Origin of the sequence: Mesorhizobium sp. M0659 (assembly GCF_040320605.1) — a bacterium.
In the GTDB taxonomy this organism is placed as follows: Bacteria; Pseudomonadota; Alphaproteobacteria; order Rhizobiales; family Rhizobiaceae; genus Mesorhizobium.
In genome coordinates this window covers 236,830-257,555 of the sequence record NZ_JAMYPY010000004.1, presented here as the reverse complement: position 1 = coordinate 257,555, position 20,726 = coordinate 236,830, and the positions used below count along the sequence as shown (strand labels likewise).

Below are 20,726 nucleotides of genomic sequence, written 5' to 3'. Positions count from 1 at the left end.
TGCGCCCCCCTCTGTCCTGCCGGACATCTCCCCGTCAAGGGGGCATATTGGCAGCTCCAATGCCGGCTCATCTCCGCCAATATCGGAGATTGGCCAAGGCCGGCGCGACATCCGATCTTCCTCCTTGAGGGGGAGATGGCCGGCAGGCCAGAGGGGGGTGCCTCGCGCCGGTTTTCACCATTGGCGTGGGGCGACGCATGAACCGTTTCGCCGAACTCCTCGACCGCTTGGTGCTGACGCCGTCGCGCAATGGCAAGCTGACGCTGCTCGTCGACTATTTCCGCAGCGTCGAGGACCCCGACCGCGGGCTGGCGCTGGCGGCGATCACCGGCGACCTCAACATTGCGGCGGTCAAGCCGGCGATGCTGCGCACGCTGGTCACCGAGCGCATGGATCCGGTGCTGTTCGGCTATTCCTACGACTATGTCGGCGACCTCGCTGAAACCGTGTCGCTGGTCTGGCCGCAAACGCCGGGACATATCCCCAACCGGGAGCCGACGCTTGGCGACGTCGTGGCGACGCTGCAGGCGGCGAGCCGCTCCGACGGACCCAAGGTGCTGGCCGGGCTGCTCGACAGCGCCGGCATTTCGGCGCGCTTTGCCATCATCAAGCTGGTCACCGGCGGCTTGCGCATCGGCGTTTCGGCGCGGCTGGCCAAACAGGCGCTGGCCGATTTCGGCAAGGTCGATGTCGCCGAGATCGAGGAGCTGTGGCACGGGCTGACGCCGCCCTATATCTCGCTGTTCGCGTGGCTGGAAGGCAAGGCCGAGAAGCCGAAGCGGACCGCACTTGCCCTGTTCAGTCCGGTGATGCTGTCGAACCCGGTCGGCGACGGCGACCTCGAAAAGCTCGATCCGGCCGACTATGCCGCGGAATGGAAATGGGACGGCATCCGCGTTCAGGCGGTGTGCGAGGGCGGCGTGCGCCGGCTCTATTCGCGCACCGGCGACGATGTGTCCGGCGCATTTCCCGATCTCGCCCAGGCAATGGATTTTTCCGCCGCGCTCGATGGTGAATTGCTGGTCGGCGAGCCGATGGCGACCGGCACCTTTTCGGACCTGCAACAGCGGCTCAATCGCAAGAGCGTGGCCCCGAAGATACAGCAGCAATACCCGGCGTTCATGCGCTGCTACGATGCGCTGCAGATCAACGGCGAAGATTTGCGCGCGCTACCTTTCCGCGAGCGGCGGGCCCGTCTTGAGGCCTTCATCACAACGCTGGACCCGCACCGTTTCGATCTGTCGCCGTTCGTCGAATTCCCGGATTGGCAAACGCTGGAGGAACTGCGCCGCGCGCCGCCGCACCCAATCATCGAAGGCGTGATGCTGAAGCGCTGGGATTCGCCCTATCTCGCGGGACGGCCGAAAGGCCCGTGGTTCAAGTGGAAGCGCGATCCGCACACGGTCGATGCTGTGCTGATGTATGCGCAGCGCGGCCATGGCAAGCGGTCGAGCTTTTATTCCGACTATACGTTCGGCGTCTGGTCGGGGCCGGAAGGCGCGGAGGAACTGGTGCCGGTCGGCAAGGCCTATTTCGGCTTCACCGACGAGGAGCTGAAGCAGATCGACAAATTTGTCCGCGACAACACCGTCGAGCGTTTCGGCCCGGTGCGCTCGGTGCGCGCCGACCGCAGCCAAGGCCTGGTGTTGGAGGTGGCGTTCGAAGGTCTCAACCGTTCGACCCGCCACAAATCCGGCGTTGCGATGCGATTTCCCCGCATCTCACGGCTGCGCTGGGACAAGCCGACCGCCGAAGCCGACCGCATCGAGACGCTGCAGGCGCTGCTGGATCGCTAGGCGGCGCTCACGGTTCGATCGAGACGCGGATCTCGTAGATGTCGACCGCCTTGCCCTGCTTGTCGAAGTCGGAGTTGATGGCGATGCTGCCGGCGGCGCCCGGGGGCTTGTCGGGGAATTTCACGTCGAACAGATATTCGTTACGCTGCTGGCCGACCGCATAGCGCTTGCGACCGCAGTCGCCGAGATCACCGAAATTGCAGTCGACGGAGATCTGCGTGTCCTTGCCGTCCTCGGCGCGGGCGACGATGTCGAACACGGCATGTTTGCCGGCAAGCTTCTCCAGCACGCCCTGCCCGACATCGAAGCTGACGGCCGAGCCGGAAGCGCCGGAGCGGATGCGCAGGAAGGAGCCAGTGTCGTCCTGCACGACATCGGCCTTGGCGTCGGACGGGGTGGCGACATGCGTTGGATCGGTGGGTGTAAATACGTTGATCCAGTCGCGCGTCTGTTCGGCGACACCAGACTGCTGCGGCGCGCCAGGCTGCTGCGGCTCAGTTGTATCGGCGGGCGGCGTGAAGTCGTCATCGTCGACTGTCGGCGGCGCTTCGGGCGGCGCGGTGTCGAGCTGCGCCGGGGTCTTGAACACCCCGGTCTGGACGGCGAAATAGAGGCCGATGCCGGCGGCGGCGAGCAACGTCACGCCGAAGAAGATCGCCGTCAGCGGCAGGCGGCGGCCCCTTATCCGCCTTTCATCGCGATCAGGCGCCACTTCCGCTGCGTCCTCGGCCGGCGCGGAATCGGCCATATCGATCGCCGGGGCGCCGGCCAGCGTGGCGTCAGGCATGATGTCGGGGACGACCGGCAGCACGCGCGAACGCGGCGCGTCGGATGCCTCGGGCTGAACCGGCCCATCAACGACGATCGCCGGCGACGGTCCGGCCGCGACGCCTGTCGGGGCATCGACTGCGGGCGCTTCGGCGGCGCCCTGTATGGCGTCTTGCGCCTGCGCAGCGCTTTGCGTCAGCCCGGTATCTTGTGTCTGCGCAGCGCTCTGCGTCGGCGCGGCGACATCGGGGACCGCGGGCAAGAATTCGGATTCGATCTCGGCGATCTTTTCCTGCACCGCCTTGCGGCGCTTGATGGCGGCTTCCACCGTCACGCCGGGATTGGCCTGGAGCACGCGGTCGAGCGCCGCGAAAGCCGATCGATAGACCCGCTCGCGAAATGCCCGGTCCTCGGCGTTGCCTTTCTCGAAGGCGTTGCGGATCGCTTTTTCGATCGCGTCCAAGCGAATTCCCCTGTCCGTTCGCTTACATTGCCATGATCGTTAGCCGCAGGCGACCAATCAATCAACGGGCGAGCGCCCGCATTCTGCCTTACAGGCCTGTTCAACGCCCATTTCGATGCTTTTTAGCAATAAAATCAGTCCGTTTGCCGACTTGCCGGGCAATTTGCGCGCAGTCCGGCGCGACGTCTCCGCGTAATCGAAAAGCAAACGAGGCGATGGCTTATTCCGCGCCAATGGAAAATGCCGGGACGAATTGCCGGATCCAGCCTTGAAATCACGGTTACCCATCTTGAATTAGCGGCCGGTTGAGTCTATCACCCAGCCGATCCTGGAAGCCTCGCGCTTCCTGGGCCGCTTTAGCTCAGTTGGTAGAGCACATCATTCGTAATGATGGGGTCAGGTGTTCGAGTCACCTAAGCGGCACCAGTTCCCCATCGGACGCAAGCGTGACGGCAGGTGCAAGGCTAATGCACGTCACTCCCTACGCCAACACCGGCACTTCCTGTCTGCCTCGTCGACATGCGCCATATGGCCGCCGCCACAGGATTGCGTCGTCAGACGCTTGACCATCGACTATGCTGCATCGCGCAAGATCGACAGCCTAGAGAACCCGACAATACAAGCATAATTTATAAGATACAAAACCACTACCTTAGAATAATCTTCGTCAATTTTGACCTATATCAGACACTCCGGATTATAGTTGGGTAATTAAACCGTGTCTTTTCTGACATGGTACTACTTCTCGTGCAGCATTGCGGACGTGAAAAACCCTCAGCGACGCAACGCACTCGCAAATCATACCCATTTTTAGCACTAACTCACACAAATATTACAGCTCGATAGATATTTTGTGTTGCACTGCACCATTGCCCGGTTGCACCCTTTCTTGGGGGATTTGGTACTGGGAAGTGCGCCGTGGAGGATTCCGCCAAGTTGATCAGCTTGAATTTTTCGCTGGCCAGCACCGATTTCGAGGCTGCCCCGCGCACAAGGCGCGGGTTTGATGTTGTCGGCGCACTCTCGACGCTGGCAGGCCTCGACCTGAGGCCCGGAATGCAGGGCCGCTGGCTTCATCGGAGATTTCAGACCGGCGGAAATGGCTGATGGCGGTCGCGCGTGACAATCAGTTGGACGCTCTGCGCGCCATCGCTGTCACGATGGTTCTCTATTCCCATTTCCTTGCACCCAACGGGTCCTCCTTTTGGGGCCACATCGGGGTGCGGCTTTTTTTTGTGCTGAGCGGCTTCCTGATCACACGACTGCTGCTCGAAGCGCGCGCCGCGGCCGAATTCAAAGCCGGCCCTGCATTGAGTTCCTTCTACATCAGGCGCGCGCTGCGCATATTCCCGCCCTATTTCGCCGTGCTTGGGTTCGTCTGGCTGACCGATCTGGAGCAGTCCAGTGGATCGCTCGTCTGGCATGCGCTTTACCTGTCGAATTTTTGGTACGCGCTGCGCAACGAATGGACGCCCTGGCTACTCTGCCATTTCTGGAGCCTGAGCATCGAGGAGCAGTTCTATATCGCCTGGCCGCTGGTCGTGCTTCTCGCACCCCGCCGGCGGGTGGAAGCGATCACTATCGGCGTCATCCTGTTGTCGCTGGCCTATCGCTTCTACTGGCCGATCACCGCCACCCCGGCGCTAGCGCGCGACCTGCTGCCGCCAGCATCGATGGACGCGCTGGCGTTTGGTGCTTTGCTTGCCTGCCGGCGGACCAGAGGCGCCGGCCTGCCGCAATGGATGCGGCTAGGCTGGCCAGCCCTTGCGGCTGTCTTCCTGGCGATTGAGTGGCTTATCCCTGCGCCGGCCGATCCTATGCTGGAATGGGCCCGCTGGGCGTTGCTGCAGATCCTGCCCCTGGTGCCGCTGGTGGCCGTTGTCGCCGCCTGTTCAGCCGGCCTTGGCGGCGTCCTCGGCAGGGTTTTCGAACTGCCACCGCTGCTGTCACTGGGCCGCATCAGCTACGGCGTCTATCTTTACCATCCGATCCTTCTGTCGCTCGCCGTCAAGTCACAGCCCTGGATCCCGCTCAATGTCTCGGAGCAGGGGCCAGGGCGTTTCCTGGTCGCGAGCGCCGCCACGATCGCCGTCGCTTCGATCTCGTGGACGGCTTTCGAAAAGCCGCTCAACGGCCTCAAGCGCCGCTTCCCCTATGTAGCGCGCCGCCGCTCCCAGGCACGCTCTGGCGATGCCGGCTGGCTCGGCAGGGCGGCGGACGCCAATCCCGGCGGATCCCCCGATGGCCGCGCCGCACTCGAACTCCGGCGAACGGATGCGCAGAGATGACCACCGCGCCGCTCGTCTCCGTCCTGCTGCCGGTCTACAATGCCGGGCCTTATCTCACCGCTGCGCTGGAGAGCATTCTGCGGCAAGACTACGATCGCCTGGAGGTCATCGCTATCGATGACGGATCGACTGACAACTCGCTCGAGATTCTCGAACGATACCGCCGGGCAGACAATCGCGTTTCTGTCATCTCGCGTGAGAACCGCGGCCTCGTCGCCACCCTCAATGAAGGGCTACGGCTGGCCCAGGGCGAGCTTGTTGCGCGAATGGATGCGGACGATGTCGCCTATCCCCGGCGCCTCTCGCGCCAGGTCGCACTGTTCGAGCGGCGGCCCGATCTCGGCTTCTGCGGCGCCTGCGTCGATACCTTGCTTCACGGCCGTATCGCCAAAGGCAGGCTAGACCCGGTGTTCCGGCTCGGCCGGCTCGACATATTGTCTATGTTCTTTACGATATTCTTACATCCGACGGTGATCTATAACAGGAAGGTTATTGGGAACAACGATCTCTATTACGATCCAAAATATAAGCATGCCGAGGATTTCGATCTCTTCAGACGGCTTGCCGGCCGTTTCCCGGCGACCATATTGCCCGATAGCCTGCTCGTCTATCGCATCCACGCGGGAAGCGTGACCATGCGGCATGCCAAGGAAATGCGCAGGACGCATTTGCGGATCGTGGCCGAAAATCTCGAGCGTGAGGGGCTTGCGGAAACCACAGCGGATCTGCGCGACATCGGCGAGGCCGTCTCTTTCGACACGGTTTCGCGCGCAGCCGATTTCATCCGTGCGCTCGAAGAGCGGATTTCCGAGCTGCCGACCGACACACGGCCAAGCTTCGAGGCAGGCGCGCTGAACCTGTTCTATTTCCTCTACCAACTCGTCGGCGACGAAGGAGAACCGCCGCTGACCCACGAATTGCTCACGCGGACGGCGAGATGGAATTTCATCCGGCGCCGCGAACAATATGCGCTGCGTCCCGGCGTCTGGGCGCCTTGGCTCAGCCTGCTCTCGATAAGGGCCGGAAAGCGGGCGGACGCGGTGGCCTACTTCTTCAAAACCACGCCGGCCGAAGCGGTGCTTGCGCGTTATCAGCGGGGACTGGTATGACCGACAGGCCCCACCCGCTCCTGCGCGATCACCAGTTTGCGAGTGCGCCTGTCCCGACATCTCCCCGATCGGAGCGGCCGTCGCTCGAGGTCAGTTTCATCGTCTGCACGCGCGACCGCGCCGCTGTGCTGGAGGCTTGCATAGCCTCGATCCAGGCCGCATGCCGGGTGCACGCCACCTTCGCGGCAGAGTTGGTGGTGGTCGATAATGGTTCACGGGACGGCACGTCAAAGCGGCTGGCCGCTATCGCCGAAACTTCCGACATCCCAGTCACAGCCGTCTCGGAGACTCGCCCCGGACTAGCCGCTGCCCGCAATGCCGGATTGGCGCGAGCGCGAGGCCGCGTGCTGGTCTTCGTCGACGACGACTGCAAGCTCGACCGCGACTATCTCCGCGACCTGGAGCGGCACTACGGGAGTGGCGAGAAGTGGCTGATCCGCGGCGGCCGGGTCGAGCTCGGTGATGCCCGGGACCTGCCCTTCACCATAAAGCTCCGCGAGGCAAGCGAGCGGCTGACCCCGGCGGTCCACCCCGGCGGCTTCGTGCTCGGCTGCAACATGACCATGCACCGCGACGTCGCGGCCCGCATCGGGTCGTTCGACGAACGCTTCGGCGCTGGCGGCCCGCTACGCTCGGCTGAAGATACTGATTATCTCGTGCGGGCGATGCTGCTCGGCATGCCGGTCGAGTATGTGCCCGACATGACGGTCTTGCATCATCACGGCCGGCGAGACCGCAAATCGATCGACAGGCTGCACCGCGACTATAGCCTCGGTAATGGTGCGCTGTGCTTGAAACATGTCCGCCACGCCCCTTGGCTGCTTCGCCATGTCTATTGGTCCGCGCGGGCCGCGTTCAGGGAACTGGCGGGCCGTCCTCGCTTTGACCGCGACCTCGATCTGTCGCACTGGCCTATTGTCGTTATGAATCTGGCAGGTGCCGCCAGATTTGCGCTGCTCGTCATGATGGGATGGCCAAAACGGCTGCCGCTGCGCCACGACCGAGAAGCCAGCGAAGCCAATGCGGAGGCCAGAGCGCGATAATGTCACTGATTCCGTCAGCCCTGCCAATGCTGCGCCGCGCGCTTGGTGGCAGGCTGTTGCGGCTCGTTCCCGTCGTGGTGGGGCTCGGGCTTGCCGGCGCCGCGCTGGAAGGCCTCGGCATCGGTCTCATCATTCCGCTGCTCGGCATCATTATGGGACGTGGCGAAACATCAGGCATGGCCGGTTTCTCCGCCCTCCTCCAGCAGGTTGGAGCGGACCTCGGCGAGCGCCAGCGGCTGATCGCCATTTCGGCCGCGATCCTCGGTTCGATCGTACTGAAAAATGTCTTTGCCTTCGCCAACACTCTGCTGACCAGCTACATCTACGGCAAGGCAGGTTATTCGATCCGTAGCGCACTGTCGGAGCAGTTGCTCAGGGTCGGCTACCCCTTTTTCCTGCAGCAAAGCCCCGGGCGGCTGCTCAACATCATCTCCAACGAATCCTGGCGAGCATCCGACGCTATCCAGGCCCTGCTCGGCGCGATCGTCAGTGCCTCGGCCGCCGTCATCCTGCTCGCCTTCCTCCTGCTCCTCTCTTGGCAGATGACGCTGCTGGTGACTCTAGGGCTGGCGCTTGTCCAGCTGGCGCACGGGGTTTTGTCGTCCAATCTGAAGGCGCCGAGCCGCAGCGTCGTCTCGCGCAACAGCGCACTGGCGTCGCAGATGCTGCATCTGGTGCATGCCGGGCGCCTGATTCGCATCTTCGGGCAGGAGAACCGCGAAAAGGCGGTCTTCGCCAAAGCGTCCGACGGGGTGCGGCGGGCGGCTTTCGTGCTTTCAATCCGCCAGGGCGTCTTGCCGCCACTGACCGAGGTATTGCACGCGATGCTGTTCCTGGCGGTGGTGATCGGAGCCTGGCTGGCGAATGTAAGCTTCCCGCTGACCGTCGCCTTCCTCATCCTGCTCTACCGACTGCAGCCGCATATGCGCGCCTTGCAGATGTCCTGGAGTCAGTTGCAAGGCATGAGCGGCTCGCTGGAGGAGGTACAATGGCTGCTCGATCCTTCCGACAAGCCCGAGGCGCCGCAGGGCAGCCTGCCGTTCGACGGCTTGCGCCAAGGGATCAGCTTCGATGATGTGAGCTTCGCCTATTCCGGTCCCCTGTCAGGCCCCGACGCGCGCGAGGCGGTGCTGCATAAGGCGGTGTTCGACATCCGCAGCGGCCGCTCGACGGCGCTGATCGGCCGCTCGGGCGCCGGCAAGACGACGATCGTCAATCTCCTGTGCCGCTTCGTCAAACCCGACAGCGGCAGGATCCTCGTCGATGGGGCACCGCTCGATGAAGTCGACCCAAGCCAGTGGCGGCGGAACATTGCCCTGGCCAGTCAGGAGCTGGAACTGGTCGATGGCACCATTTTTGAAAACATTATTTACGGCTACGACACGGCCTCGGCCAGCGACGCCATGCGCGCCGCAAGGCTGGCCGAGGCACATCAATTCATCGAGCACCTGCCGCAGGGTTACGCGACGCTGGTCGGATACCGGGGCATCAACCTGTCAGCCGGACAAAGGCAAAGGATCGCCCTGGCGCGGGCGCTGGTGCGCGATCCCGATATTCTCATCCTCGACGAAGCCACCAGTGCGGTGGATGGGTTGTCAGAAGCCGCTATTGTCGAGACGCTGAAGTCGCGGGCCGGCCGCCGCACCACCATTGTCATCAGTCATCATTACAGCACCATATCGTTCTGCGACGACGTGGTGATCTTGAGCCGCGGTCGGGTGAAAAAACAGGCCCCCTTCGCAACCCTGGCAATGCTCAGCATGGACGAGCTTTACCAGCACGGAGCGGGTGAGTGATGGGGCGCACCCCAACCTGCGACGCGGCTTGCGCCCGGCAGCTCGCAGATCGCGAACAATCCTGCCGGCAAACCACCGCCGCGACGCATTTCCGATTGTTCAAAAACAATTCTCGGTGAGAGGTCAGGCGGCCTTCTTCTTCGCCAGCCGCGCCTTGATCGAGGCGACGTCGGCCCGCGGGGTCGCGGCGAACAGCGTTCTGGTGTAGTTGTGCTTGGGGTCGGCGAAGACCTCCTCGCGCGAGCCGTATTCGACGGCTTCGCCGAAATACATCACCATCACGTCGTCGGCGATGTAGCGCACGACAGACAGATCGTGGCTGATGAAGACATAGGTCAGCTGGAATTCGTCCTGCAGGTCGGCGAGCAGGTTGAGCACCTGCGCCTGCACCGAAAGGTCGAGCGCGGAGACCGGTTCGTCAAGCACCAGCAGGCTCGGGTTCAGCATCAGCGCGCGGGCAATGGCGATGCGCTGGCGCTGGCCGCCCGAGAACATGTGAGGGTAGCGATTGTAGTGCTCGGTGCCGAGGCCGACCTTCTTCAGCATCCTCATGGCGAGGTCGCGCCGCTCTTCGGCCGGCTTGTCGGTGTTGATGAGCAGCGGCTCGCCCAGCACATCTCCGATCTTTTGGCGCGGATTGAGCGATCCGTAAGGGTTCTGGAAGACGATCTGCACCTTGCGGCGCATCTCCCTGGTCAGGCCGTTCCTTGCGATGTCGACCTTGTTGCCGTCGATGAACAGTTCGCCCGACGTTGCCGGATCGATCAGCGTGATGATGCGCGCCAGCGTTGACTTGCCGCAGCCCGATTCACCGACGATGGCCAGCGTCTTGCCCTTGTCGACGCTGAACGAGACGCCCTTGACCGCATGCACGGTGCGCGCGCCGCGAAACAGGCCGCCGCCGACGTGATAGTCGCGCACGATGTCCTTGCCTTCGACGACCTTGATGCTCATCAGACGCCCTCGGCAGCCGGTTCGAACAGCATGTCCGAGACGGTCGGTAGCCGGTCGCCGACGGCATTTTCCGGCAGCGCCGACAAAAGCGCGCGGGTGTAATTGCTCTTGGGCGATTCAAACAGCGACAGCACGTCGGCCTCTTCCATCTTGCGGCCCTTGTACTGGACGATGACGCGGTCGGCGGTCTCGGCGACGACGCCCATATTGTGGGTGATCATGATCAGGCCCATGCCGTATTTGACCTGCAGCGAGACCAGCAGGTCGAGGATCTGCTTCTGGATGGTAACGTCGAGCGCGGTGGTCGGCTCGTCGGCGATCAGAAGCTTGGGATTGCAGGCGATGGCGATGGCGATCATCACCCGCTGGCACTGGCCGCCCGACATCTGGTGCGGGAACGAGTTCAGCCGTTCGGCCGGCTCGGCAATGCCGACCTGCGTCAGCAATTCGATGGCGCGCTCGCGACGCTGGGCCTTGTCCATGCCCATATGGAAGCGCAGCACTTCCTCGATCTGGAAGCCGACGGTGAAGCACGGATTGAGACTGGCCATCGGCTCCTGGAAGATCATCGACATGTCCTTGCCGACGATCTTGCGACGGTCGGCCGGGCTCATCTTCAGAAGATCGCGGCCGTTGAAGCTCATCTGGTCGGCAGTGACCGTCGCCGTCCACGGCAACAGCCCCATCACAGCCAGCATCGACACCGACTTGCCGGAGCCGGATTCGCCGACGATGGCCAGCACTTCACGTTCGTTCACATGGAGCGAGACGCCATCGACCGCGCGGAACGGGCCGGATGCGGTCTGGAACTCAACGACGAGATTGCGGATGTCGAGCAGCGCCATTACGACCTCCTCAGCTTCGGATCGAGCGCATCGCGCAGACCGTCGCCGATCAGGTTGATGGCAAGCACGGTGATGAGGATGGCCAGACCGGGGAAGGTCACCACCCACCAGGCGCGCAGGATGAATTCACGCGCCGAGGCGAGCATGGTTCCCCATTCCGGTGTCGGCGGCTGGGCGCCAAGGCCGAGAAAGCCGAGAGCGGCCGCCTCCAGGATGGCGTTGGAGAAGGACAGCGTGCCCTGCACGATCAGCGGCGCCAGGCAGTTGGGCAGGATGGTGCGCAGCATAAGCCTTATATGGCCGGCGCCGGCGACCTTGGCGGCGACCACATATTCGCGGCTCTTTTCGGCCATGACGGCAGCGCGCACCAGACGGGCAAAGTGGGGTTGCAGGACAAGCGCGATGGCCAGCATGGCGTTGAACAGGCCGGGGCCGAGGATGGTGACCAGAACCAGCGCCAAGAGCAGCGACGGGAAGGACAGGATCAGATCCATGACCCGCATGATCGCCACGTCGACCCAGCCCCGGAAATAGCCGGCCAAAAGGCCGAGCGTGATGCCGCCGACAAGCGCCAGCGTGACCACGACGGCGCCGATGAGCAGCGAGAAACGCGCGCCATAGAGCAGGCGCGAGAGCATGTCGCGGCCGACCGCGTCGGTGCCAAGCAGATATTCCATGCTGCCGCCTGCCTGCCAGGCCGGCGGACGCAAGAAAGCGGTCTTGTCCTGGATGTCGGGCGCATAGGGCGCGAGCAGCGGTGCAAAGAGCGCGGCCAGCACCAAAACGATGAAGACGAACAGGCCGATGACGGCGCCGCGGTTTACCGAGAAATAGTGCCAGAAAGTCCTGAAGCCGGTCAGTCGGTCAGGGTTGCCGGCGGCCATCGGGGCGATTTCGGTCGACTGGCTCATCACGCCGCCCTGATGCGCGGGTTGATGACGGCATAAAGCACGTCGACGATCAGGTTCACCGCCATGACGATAAGGGCGATCAGCAGCAAGCCTGACTGCACGACGACATAGTCGCGCTTGGATATGGATTCGACCATCCACTTGCCGATGCCCGGCCAGGCGAAGATGGTTTCTGTGAGAATGGCGCCGGCGAGCAGGGTACTGACCTGCAGGCCGATGGTGGTGACCACCGGGATCAGCGCATTGCGCAGCGCATGCACGCCGATGACGCGGGACGACGACAGGCCCTTGGCGCGGGCGGTCCGCACATAGTCTTCGCCCAGCACTTCGAGCATGGCCGAGCGCGTCTGGCGCGCGATCACCGCCAGCGGGATGGTGCCGAGCACAATTGTCGGCAGCACCAGGTGGCTCAATGCCGAGCGGAAAGCATCCCATTTGCCGTAGAGCAGGCTGTCGAGGGTCAGGAAGCCGGTGATCGGCTTGATAAAGAACTGAAGGCCGATGCGTCCTGAAACCGGGGTCCAGCCGAGATAGCCGGAGAAAAAGATGATCAGCAGCAGACCCCACCAGAAAATCGGCATGGAATAGCCGACAAGGGCGGTGCCCATCAGCCCCTGGTCGAACCAGGAGCCGCGTTTGACCGCAGCAATGATGCCGGCCGGTATGGCCAGCACCATGGCGAAGATCATGGCGAAGACGGAGAGCTCGATGGTTGCCGGGAACAGCGTCATGAAATCTTCGATGACCGGCCGCTTGGACGAAATCGACACGCCGAAATTACCGGTCGCGGCATCGCGGACATAATGCGCGTATTGCTGCCAGATCGGCAAATTGTAGCCGAACTGTTCCTTCAGTTCCGCGTAACGCTCGGGCGACACGCCATGCTCGCCGGCCATGGCAAGAATGGGATCGCCGGGCAGCAGCCTGACGAAAGCGAAGGCGCAGATGGTGATGCCGATCAGCGTCGGCAGCACCAAGACGATTTTGTTTAGGAGATATCGGAGCATCTTGAAAAGCGGGCGGCGCCTGATTGCGCGCCGCCCGCCTAACAGTTCTATTCGGCCTTGTCGACGCCGTCGAAGCGATGAATGCCGAGCGGGTCCATCATGAAGCCGCTGACATTCTTGCGCACGACTGCGTAGACTTGGCTGTGTGCCATGAGGAAGGCCGGAGCCTGCTTCTGGAAGACAACCTGCGCCTCTTCATAGAGCTTGGTGCGTTCGGCCTGATCGCTGGTCTTCTTGGCCTTTTGGATCAGATCCTCGAAGTCCTTGTCGCACCAGCTGGAGTAGTTCGACACGCCGATGGCCGAGCAGGCGAACAGCGTGGCGAAGAAATTGTCCGGATCGCCATTGTCACCGGTCCAGCCGATCTGGAAGGCGCCCGGGCGTTCCTTCTTCTTGCCTTCTTCGCGGTACTTCGTCCACTCGTAGCTGACGATCTCCGCCTTGACGCCGACCTTGGCCCAGTCAGCCTGGATCAGTTCGGCGGCGCGCTGGAAGTTCGGGTTGTAGGGACGGACGCGGTCGGAGGCCCAAAGCTGGATCTCCTTCAATCCGGCATCGGCCAGCACCTTCTTGGCGGCTTCCGGATCATAGGCGTCGGACTTCACGTCCTTGTTCCACGACCACATGGTCGGCGGGATCAAGTTTACGGCCGGCGTGGCGCCAGCGTCCTGGAACAGCGACTTGATGAGCGATTCCCGATCGATCGCCTGGTTGAGCGCATGGCGCACTTCAGGCTTGTCGAGCGGCGGGATGGTGGTGTTGTAGCTCATATAGCCGATGTTGAGGCCAGCCTGATCCATCAGGGTCACGTCGGCGTTGGCCTTGATCGTGCCGATGTCGGCAGGATTCGGATAGGGCGCGATATCGCATTCGCCGGCGAGCACCTTCTGGATGCGGGCGGTGGCGTCAGGCGTGATCGCGAAGACGAGATCGTCGATCTTTTCCTTGCCCTTGAAGTAGTCCGGGTTGGCCGCATAGCGGATGACCGAATCCAGCTGGTAGTCGACGAACTGGAACGGACCTGTACCGACCGGCTTGGTCGAGAAGTCGGCCATCTTGCCGTCTTTTTCCAGCTGGTCGGCATATTCCTTCGACACGATCGAGGCGAAGTCCATGCCGAGATTGGCCAGCATCGGCGCGTTCGGCTCGGTCAGCGTCAGCTTCACGGTCAGGTCATCGACCTTTTCCCACTTGGCGACGTATTTCGGCATGTCCATGCCGGTGTAGTAGTCCCAGGTCAGGTTCGGCAGGTACTTCTCGCCGTTCCAGGGGTTTTCCTTGTTGAACTGGCGATCGAACGAAAAGACGACGTCGTCGGCATTGAAATCACGCGTCGGCTTGAAGAAATCCGTCGTCTGGAACTTCACGCCCGGATGCAGGTGGAAAGTATAGACCAGACCGTCGTCCGAAATCTCCCATTTGTCGGCGAGACCGGGCACAACTTCGGTGCCGCCATGCTTGAACTCGACCAGGCGCGAATAGACGGTGCGCGACGAGGCGTCGAAGTCGTTGCCGCCCGTCGTGGTACCCGGGTCGAAGTTGGCCGGCGAGGCCTCCGAGCAATAGACCAGCGTCTTGGCATTGGCCACACCGCCGAGGACGCTTGCAGCCAGCAACGCGGCTGCAAAAGTCAGTTTCTTTTTCATTGAGCACTCCCTGATGTTCTTCCAAGCCCCTCTATAGGCTCGCGAAGCGCGCATATAAGCACCGTTTTTCCGGCTTTGGAACACCCTGTTTGCCTACCCCACCGTAAGCAGAAAATATTCCTCGGTCTTTGACGAATTGCAGAAACAAATAGCAAAATCTGCTAATCACGGGATTGTTAACGACCGCATTTTTTCATTGATCGCAGCAATCGTAAGCCAAAAATCCACAAGCCTGGGTTTCGCCACCGAGATGACAGGACGGCATTGCCGAGCCGGCGTCGCGGGAAGGATTTCGACGGCAAATCTTTGCCGTCCTGCCGCTGGGGCAAGACTTGCACGGCCGCCGATAGTCGCAATAGATAGATGACACGCTGGATTTTCCGGGAATCCGCGACATCGCTGCAGCGGAGGACGCCTCACCACATCGAGGCGCGCAGCATGGAGCAGGCAACAGAACGACTGAGGGAGGCTAGAGGTGGCGAAAGCAACAAAGTCAACGGCCCCGGCGAAAGCAAAAGCGGCGAAAGCTTCAAAACCGGCCGCCGCTGCCGCCAAGTCGAAAGCGCCACCGGCCAAAGCCACTCCCTCCGTCAAGCCAACGGCAATCTCGACGCCGGCGAAGGCGAGCGCCAAGCTGGCGGCGAAACCTGCGGTCAAGCGCGCGGCGAAGACAGCACCCGCTGCAAAGCCCGCTCAGCCCCCAGCCGCCAAGACAGCCGCGGCGAAGCCGGCCTCGAAGCCTTCGCCGGGCGCGGCCAAAAAACTGCCGAAGACGCTGACGGCGCTTGCCGCGGGCTTGCCGGAAAAGCCATGGCTCAAAAGCTATTCGAAAGTCGTGCCGGCAGAGATCGGCGCCCTGCCCTACAGTTCGATCGGCGACTTCCTCGTCGGCGCCTGCAAGCAGTTTTCCGGCCAGCCGGCATACGTCTGCATGGGCAAGTCGATCTCCTATGCCGAACTCGAGCGGCAATCGGCCGCCTTCGGCGCTTATCTGCAATCGAAGGGCCTGCAGAAAGGCGCACGCGTGGCGCTGATGATGCCGAATGTGCTGCAATATCCGGTGGCGATGATGGCCGTGCTTCGCGCCGGCTATGTCGTGGTGAACATCAATCCGCTCTACACGCCGCGCGAGCTCGAACATCAGCTCAAGGATTCCGGCGCGCAGGCGATCGTCATTCTGGAGAATTTCGCCAGCACCCTGGACGCGGTAATTGCCAGGACGGCGGTCAAGCATGTGGTGGTCGCGGCGATGGGCGACATGCTCGGCGCCCTCAAGGGCACGATCGTCAACCTCGTCGTGCGCCGGGTGAAGAAGATGGTGCCGGCCTGGTCGCTGCCCGGCCATGTCAAATTCAATGCGGCGGTGAAAGCCGGCGCCGGCATCGCCTTCAAACCGGCCAAGATGGAGGCCGGCGACGTCGCCTTCCTGCAATATACCGGCGGAACCACGGGGATTTCCAAAGGTGCTGTGCTGCTGCACTCCAATGTGCTGTCCAATGTCGCGCAGAACACGCTGTGGCTGCAGGACGCCTATGCGATCAAGCCGAAACCGGCGCATCTCAACTTCATCTGCGCGCTGCCGCTCTACCATATCTTCGCGCTGACGGTGAACGCGCTGATGGGCATGCAGCAGGGCGCCCAGAACGTGCTCGTTCCCAACCCGCGCGACATTCCCGGCTTCGTCAAGGAGCTGCAGAAATACCCGATGCACATTTTCCCCGGCCTCAACACGCTGTTCAACGCGCTGCTTAACAACGAGGATTTCCGCAAGCTCGACTTCAAGCCGCTGATCATGACGCTGGGTGGTGGCATGGCGGTACAGAAGGGGGTTGCCGAGCGCTGGAAGGCGCTGACCGGCAATTCGATCACCGAGGGCTATGGGCTGTCGGAGACCTCGCCGGTGGCCACCGCCAACAAGTTCAGCGACAGCAATTTCACCGGCACGATCGGCCTGCCGCTGCCGTCGACCGAGATCGTCATCCGCGACGATGACGGCAACAACCTGCCGCTGGGCGAAGTCGGCGAGATCTGCATCCGCGGACCGCAAGTGATGGCCGGTTACTGGAACCGGCCGGACGAGACCGCCAAGGTGATGACCAAGGACGGGTTTTTCAAATCCGGCGACATGGGCTTCATGGACGAGCGCGGCTACACCAAGATCGTCGACCGCAAGAAGGACATGATCCTGGTCTCCGGCTTCAACGTCTATCCCAACGAACTCGAGGAAGTCGTCGCCCAGCATCCGGGCGTGCTCGAAGTGGCGGCGATCGGCGTGCCGGACGAGCATTCGGGCGAGGTGCCGAAGCTGTTCATCGTCAAGAAAGATCCGGCGCTGACCGCTGAGGCAATCACCGCCTATTGCCGCGAAAACCTGACCGGCTACAAGCGGCCGAAATACATCGAGTTCAGGACCGAACTGCCGAAGACTCCGGTGGGCAAGATTTTGCGCCGGGCGCTGCGGGAATAGATTTGAACGACGAGCCTAGTCGCGGCGAAAGTGTAGACGACAATCCGCGTCCCGACGCGGCGACGTTCATCAAGGCGAACATGCGCCTTGCGCCTGTTCCAGCACTTCCTGAAATCCAACTCTACACGGCTCATCCCGGCAGCGGCCTGAGGCGGCTTGTCGACCCGCACCAAGGCGCGGACGACGATGCGGTTGAGCCAGTCGACGACGCGCCTCAGCCACCGCCGCCCTACTGGGCCTATCCATGGGCCGGCGGGGCGGTGCTTGCGCGCTATATACTCGACCATCCGCAAAGCGTAGCCGGCCGACGCGTGCTCGATCTCGGCGCCGGCTCCGGCCTCGTCGGCATCGCCGCCGCCAAGGCCGGCGCCAGCGCGGTGATCGCGGCGGAGATCGACCGCAACGGCGTCGCCGCGATCGGCCTCAACGCGTTGGCCAACGGCGTCGAGATCACCATTGTCGACAAGGACATCACCACAGGCCCGCCGCCGGCCGTCGACCTCGTGCTTGCCGGCGACGTGTTCTACGGCCGCGAGGTTGCGATACGAGTTATTCCGTTCCTCGACCGCTGCCTGGCAGCCGGCATCGAAGTGCTGGTCGGCGACCCCCGCCGCGCCGATCTGCCGCTGTCGCGGCTTCGGTTGGTTGCGGAATATCAAGTGCCGGACTTCGGTGACGCGAAGGGCGCTGCGGGCAGGCTGAGCGGTGTGTTTTGGTTCGAGCCGGAAGATTTGCTAGCGCGACGCGGCAAAGCCCAGTCGCTCTGAATGGCCGGATTCTACTCATTGTGGACAAACCTCAAGGGGCAGAAAATAGATTCGATTAGCCGTTGATAGGAGAAGTCGAATGGCGTGGATTAAAGTTGTTCAACGTATCGGTTTCACAGTTTGCCCAAAGTGCGAAAATCGCGGCTTCGACCTTCAGCCGGGCGAAGACATCGATAACGCAAGCGCCAAGATCAGGTGCGGCAAATGCGGGTACGTTTGCTCTGCTGATGAGTGGCCCACTGTGTCCGAAAACAAACCAGAAGCTCCATAGTTTTCATGGGCTGCTTCGCCCAACGCGGCCATTGGCGGGAAATCTCGAGTCGAATTGAGTTTGCCCCAGGCCCCCTTCAGACCGTCTCCTTGACCCGCGCCGAGAGAAAGTCTGGCAAATCGGCGACCGAATCCAAAACGACATCGGCGATCGCCGACAGCGATTCACGCGTGCCGGTGCCGGAGAGCACGCCGACCGCCAGGCCGCAGCCGCCAGCACGCGCCATCTCCAGGTCGTGGCGGTTGTCGCCGACCATGGCGATCTCGGACGCCTTCAACCCGGTCAGGTCGCAAAAGGCGACGATCGTGTCCGGCGCCGGTTTCGGATTGGCGACCGCGTCATAGCCATAGGCGGCGGTGAACAGCTGGGCGACGCCGAGCGTGACCATGGTCTTTTCGGCACCGGCAGTCGAATCGTTGGTGGCGACGCCGAGCCGGTAGGATCGCTTGTGCAGAGCCGTCAGCGCCGCGACGATGCCGGGCAGGGCCACCGCCATCGATGAGCCTTGCACCGAGGTGATCTCGTTGAAGCGGGCGACGGCCAGCATCTGGTCCTCGTCGGACAGGCGCGGGAACCATAGTTCGACGACATCCATGTTGGTGCCCGAGGCGAAGATGGAATCCGGCTTGAAACGCTTGGCGACAAAATCGAAGCCCGCCGCCGAAAGCAGCCTGTCGGCTTTCCAGCGATCGCCCTCGGCGGCGTCCATGGCCATGAAATCGGCGATGCCGAGCCAGGTCGCGTTGAAATCGACAAGCGTGCCGTCCTTGTCGAACAAGATGCCCTTGATGTCGGCCGGATTTTTCATTGAGCCCCCCGCAGTTGCTGGATGCGCGCCACCAGCCCGGCCGTCGATGCGTCGCGCTTGTCGGCGCTCTCCTTGCCTTCCACGACTGGCAACAGGCCGGTCGCCAGCTCCTTGCCGAGCTCGACGCCCCATTGGTCGAAGGAATTGATGTTGAACAGAGTGCCTTCGACGAAGACGCGGTGCTCGTAAAGCGCGATCAGCCGGCCGAAGGTGCGCGGGTCGAGCTTGCGGTAGAGGATCGTCACCGACGGGCGGTTGCCGGAGAAGACACGGTGCGGGGCTATTCTGTCGACATCGGCCGGCTTCATGCCCTTGGCCAGCATCTGCGCGCGCGCCTCGTCCAGCGTGCGGCCCTTCATCAACGCTTCCGATTGGGCCAAGCAATTGGCAAGCAGTAGATCGTGCTGGTGCTTGAGATCAGGCTCATGGCCGACGGCAGCGGCAAGGAACTCGACCGGGATGAAATCGGTGCCCTGGTGCAGCAGCTGGAAGAAGGCGTGCTGGCCATTGGTGCCGGGCTCGCCCCAGACCAGCGGTCCGGTCGGCGTCGTCACCGGCGTGCCGTCGAGGGTGACGCCCTTGCCGTTCGATTCCATGTCGAGCTGCTGCAGATAGGCCGGCAGCCTGGAAAGGCGCTGGTCATAAGGGATGACCGCACGCGCCGGATAACCGCAGATCACGCGATGCCACCAGCCGACCAGCCCCAGCAGCGCCGGCAGGTTCTTCTGCAGGGGTGCGGTGCGGAAGTGCTCGTCCATCTCATGCGCGCCATCGAGGAAGGCGCGGAAGTTGCGCGGGCCGATGGCGATCATCACCGGCAGGCCGATGGCGCCCCACAGCGAATAGCGGCCGCCGACCCAGTCCCAGAAGCCGAACACGCGATCGGCCTCAATCCCAAATTTCGCCACCAGGTCGAGCGCGGTCGAGACGGCGGCGAATTGCTTGCCGACTGCTTCCTTGCCGAGCGCCTTCTGCACCCATTCGCGCGCCGTCTCGGCATTGGTCATCGTCTCGACCGTGGTGAAGGTCTTGGAGGCGATGATGAACAGAGTGGTTTCGGCCGACAGGCCCTTCAGCGTGTCGTGGATATGGGCGCCGTCGATGTTGGAGACGTAGTGCGCGCGCGGGCCGTCGTGATAGGGCGCCAGCGCCAGCGTCGCCATGGCCGGGCCGAGATCGGAGCCGCCAATGCCGATGTTGACGATGTCGGTGATTTTCTTGCCGGTGGCGCCGGCGGCCTTGCCGGAGCGAATGGCATCGGCGAAAGCGCCCATGGCGTCGAGCACGGACAGCACATCCGCCTTGACGTCCTGGCCATCGACCGTGACGCCCTTGCCCGAGAGGTTCCGTAGCGCCGTGTGCAGCACGGCGCGATCCTCGGTGATGTTGATCTTCTTGCCGGAAAACATTGCGGCCCGGCGACCTTCGAGATCGGCGGCGGCGGCGAGCTTCTCGAGCAGTTCCATCGTGCGCTGGTCGACCGCGCATTTCGACCAGTCGAGCAAAAGGTCGCCGTCGCTGGCCGAAAATGTCTCGAAGCGCTTGGGGTCCGCGGCAAACGCCTCGCGCATCGTGCCCGATGCCGCCGCGCGCGCAGCACGCAAGGCGACAAGCTGTTTGTCGAAGGAGGAATGATCCACTGCCGGCTCCTGATCGTTTTTCACGACATCTTATCAGACCGGATGTTTCCGGCGCGTGTCGTCGCGCTGATCTTATTGAGCCGAATTCCCCATGTTTCAATGCGTGGGGATGACGCAGTGCAGCATAGTGCGATGTGATGGAGCTAC

The 20,726-nt window shown here is 62.8% G+C and carries 16 protein-coding genes and 1 tRNA gene; 9 read left to right on the top strand and 8 right to left on the bottom strand.

The window, feature by feature from the left end; all coding sequences use genetic code 11:
• The first annotated feature begins 197 nt into the window (after positions 1-197).
• The gene (locus NKI31_RS08840; RefSeq protein WP_352651248.1) at positions 198-1,796 is read left to right on the top strand and encodes a cisplatin damage response ATP-dependent DNA ligase; all 1,599 of its coding nucleotides are present in this window, start codon (positions 198-200) and stop codon (positions 1,794-1,796) included.
• A gap of 7 nt (positions 1,797-1,803) precedes the next feature.
• On the opposite strand, the gene NKI31_RS08835 is transcribed toward NKI31_RS08840, so the two are convergent.
• The gene (locus tag NKI31_RS08835; protein WP_352651246.1) at positions 1,804-3,027 is read right to left on the bottom strand and encodes a hypothetical protein; all 1,224 of its coding nucleotides are present in this window, start codon (positions 3,025-3,027) and stop codon (positions 1,804-1,806) included.
• A 350-nt stretch (positions 3,028-3,377) separates the two neighbouring features.
• Here NKI31_RS08835 and NKI31_RS08830 point away from each other — a divergent pair.
• The 6 genes from NKI31_RS08830 (at position 3,378) to NKI31_RS08805 (ending at position 9,263) form a co-directional block, all read left to right on the top strand.
• Positions 3,378-3,453: transfer RNA gene (locus tag NKI31_RS08830), tRNA-Thr, on the top strand.
• A gap of 492 nt (positions 3,454-3,945) precedes the next feature.
• The gene (locus tag NKI31_RS08825) at positions 3,946-4,134 is read left to right on the top strand and encodes a hypothetical protein (protein ID WP_023682045.1); all 189 of its coding nucleotides are present in this window, start codon (positions 3,946-3,948) and stop codon (positions 4,132-4,134) included.
• The gene (locus NKI31_RS08820; protein WP_352651244.1) at positions 4,134-5,315 is read left to right on the top strand and encodes an acyltransferase family protein; all 1,182 of its coding nucleotides are present in this window, start codon (positions 4,134-4,136) and stop codon (positions 5,313-5,315) included. The genes NKI31_RS08825 and NKI31_RS08820 overlap by 1 nt, the downstream gene beginning before the upstream one ends.
• A complete protein-coding gene (locus NKI31_RS08815; protein ID WP_352651242.1) occupies positions 5,312-6,424 on the top strand; it encodes a glycosyltransferase family 2 protein in 1,113 nt (370 codons plus the stop codon). The genes NKI31_RS08820 and NKI31_RS08815 overlap by 4 nt, the downstream gene beginning before the upstream one ends.
• A complete protein-coding gene (locus tag NKI31_RS08810) occupies positions 6,421-7,467 on the top strand; it encodes a glycosyltransferase family 2 protein (protein WP_352651240.1) in 1,047 nt (348 codons plus the stop codon). Before NKI31_RS08815 ends, NKI31_RS08810 begins: the two co-directional genes overlap by 4 nt.
• The gene (locus NKI31_RS08805) at positions 7,467-9,263 is read left to right on the top strand and encodes an ABC transporter ATP-binding protein (RefSeq protein ID WP_027049321.1); all 1,797 of its coding nucleotides are present in this window, start codon (positions 7,467-7,469) and stop codon (positions 9,261-9,263) included. Before NKI31_RS08810 ends, NKI31_RS08805 begins: the two co-directional genes overlap by 1 nt.
• 123 nt (positions 9,264-9,386) lie before the next feature.
• On the opposite strand, the gene NKI31_RS08800 is transcribed toward NKI31_RS08805, so the two are convergent.
• Genes NKI31_RS08800 through NKI31_RS08780 form a run of 5 tightly spaced genes read right to left on the bottom strand, consistent with a single transcriptional unit; the run spans position 9,387 to position 14,626 of the window.
• Positions 9,387-10,217 carry a dipeptide ABC transporter ATP-binding protein gene (locus tag NKI31_RS08800; RefSeq protein ID WP_023682050.1) on the bottom strand — a complete coding sequence of 277 codons (831 nt, stop codon included), beginning with the start codon at positions 10,215-10,217 and terminating at the stop codon, positions 9,387-9,389.
• On the bottom strand, positions 10,217-11,062 hold the full coding sequence (locus tag NKI31_RS08795; protein WP_352651238.1) for an ABC transporter ATP-binding protein: 846 nt from the start codon (positions 11,060-11,062) through the stop codon (positions 10,217-10,219). Before NKI31_RS08795 ends, NKI31_RS08800 begins: the two co-directional genes overlap by 1 nt.
• Positions 11,062-11,946 carry an ABC transporter permease subunit gene (locus NKI31_RS08790; RefSeq protein ID WP_352651403.1) on the bottom strand — a complete coding sequence of 295 codons (885 nt, stop codon included), beginning with the start codon at positions 11,944-11,946 and terminating at the stop codon, positions 11,062-11,064. The genes NKI31_RS08795 and NKI31_RS08790 overlap by 1 nt, the downstream gene beginning before the upstream one ends.
• 26 nt (positions 11,947-11,972) lie before the next feature.
• Positions 11,973-12,980: an ABC transporter permease subunit gene (locus NKI31_RS08785; RefSeq protein ID WP_023669492.1), complete on the bottom strand. Its 1,008-nt coding sequence runs from the start codon at positions 12,978-12,980 to the stop codon at positions 11,973-11,975.
• Positions 12,981-13,027: 47 nt separating this feature from the next.
• Positions 13,028-14,626 carry an ABC transporter substrate-binding protein gene (locus tag NKI31_RS08780; RefSeq protein ID WP_023669491.1) on the bottom strand — a complete coding sequence of 533 codons (1,599 nt, stop codon included), beginning with the start codon at positions 14,624-14,626 and terminating at the stop codon, positions 13,028-13,030.
• A 475-nt stretch (positions 14,627-15,101) separates the two neighbouring features.
• Between NKI31_RS08780 and NKI31_RS08775 the strand changes: the two genes are divergently transcribed.
• Together NKI31_RS08775 and NKI31_RS08770 are read left to right on the top strand one after the other, a co-directional pair.
• Positions 15,102-17,093: a long-chain fatty acid--CoA ligase gene (locus NKI31_RS08775; RefSeq protein WP_352651236.1), complete on the top strand. Its 1,992-nt coding sequence runs from the start codon at positions 15,102-15,104 to the stop codon at positions 17,091-17,093.
• 80 nt (positions 17,094-17,173) lie between these two features.
• Complete coding sequence (locus NKI31_RS08770) at positions 17,174-17,860, top strand: class I SAM-dependent methyltransferase (RefSeq protein WP_352651401.1); 687 nt, start codon at positions 17,174-17,176, stop codon at positions 17,858-17,860.
• A 347-nt stretch (positions 17,861-18,207) separates the two neighbouring features.
• Here NKI31_RS08770 and NKI31_RS08765 read toward each other — a convergent pair whose 3' ends face one another.
• Positions 18,208-18,939, bottom strand: coding sequence for an HAD family hydrolase (locus tag NKI31_RS08765; protein WP_023709202.1), 732 nt, complete (start codon positions 18,937-18,939; stop codon positions 18,208-18,210).
• Entirely contained in the window at positions 18,936-20,579 is a 1,644-nt protein-coding gene (gene pgi, locus NKI31_RS08760; RefSeq protein WP_502896811.1) for a glucose-6-phosphate isomerase, read from the bottom strand. Before pgi ends, NKI31_RS08765 begins: the two co-directional genes overlap by 4 nt.
• Positions 20,580-20,726: the final 147 nt, after the last annotated feature.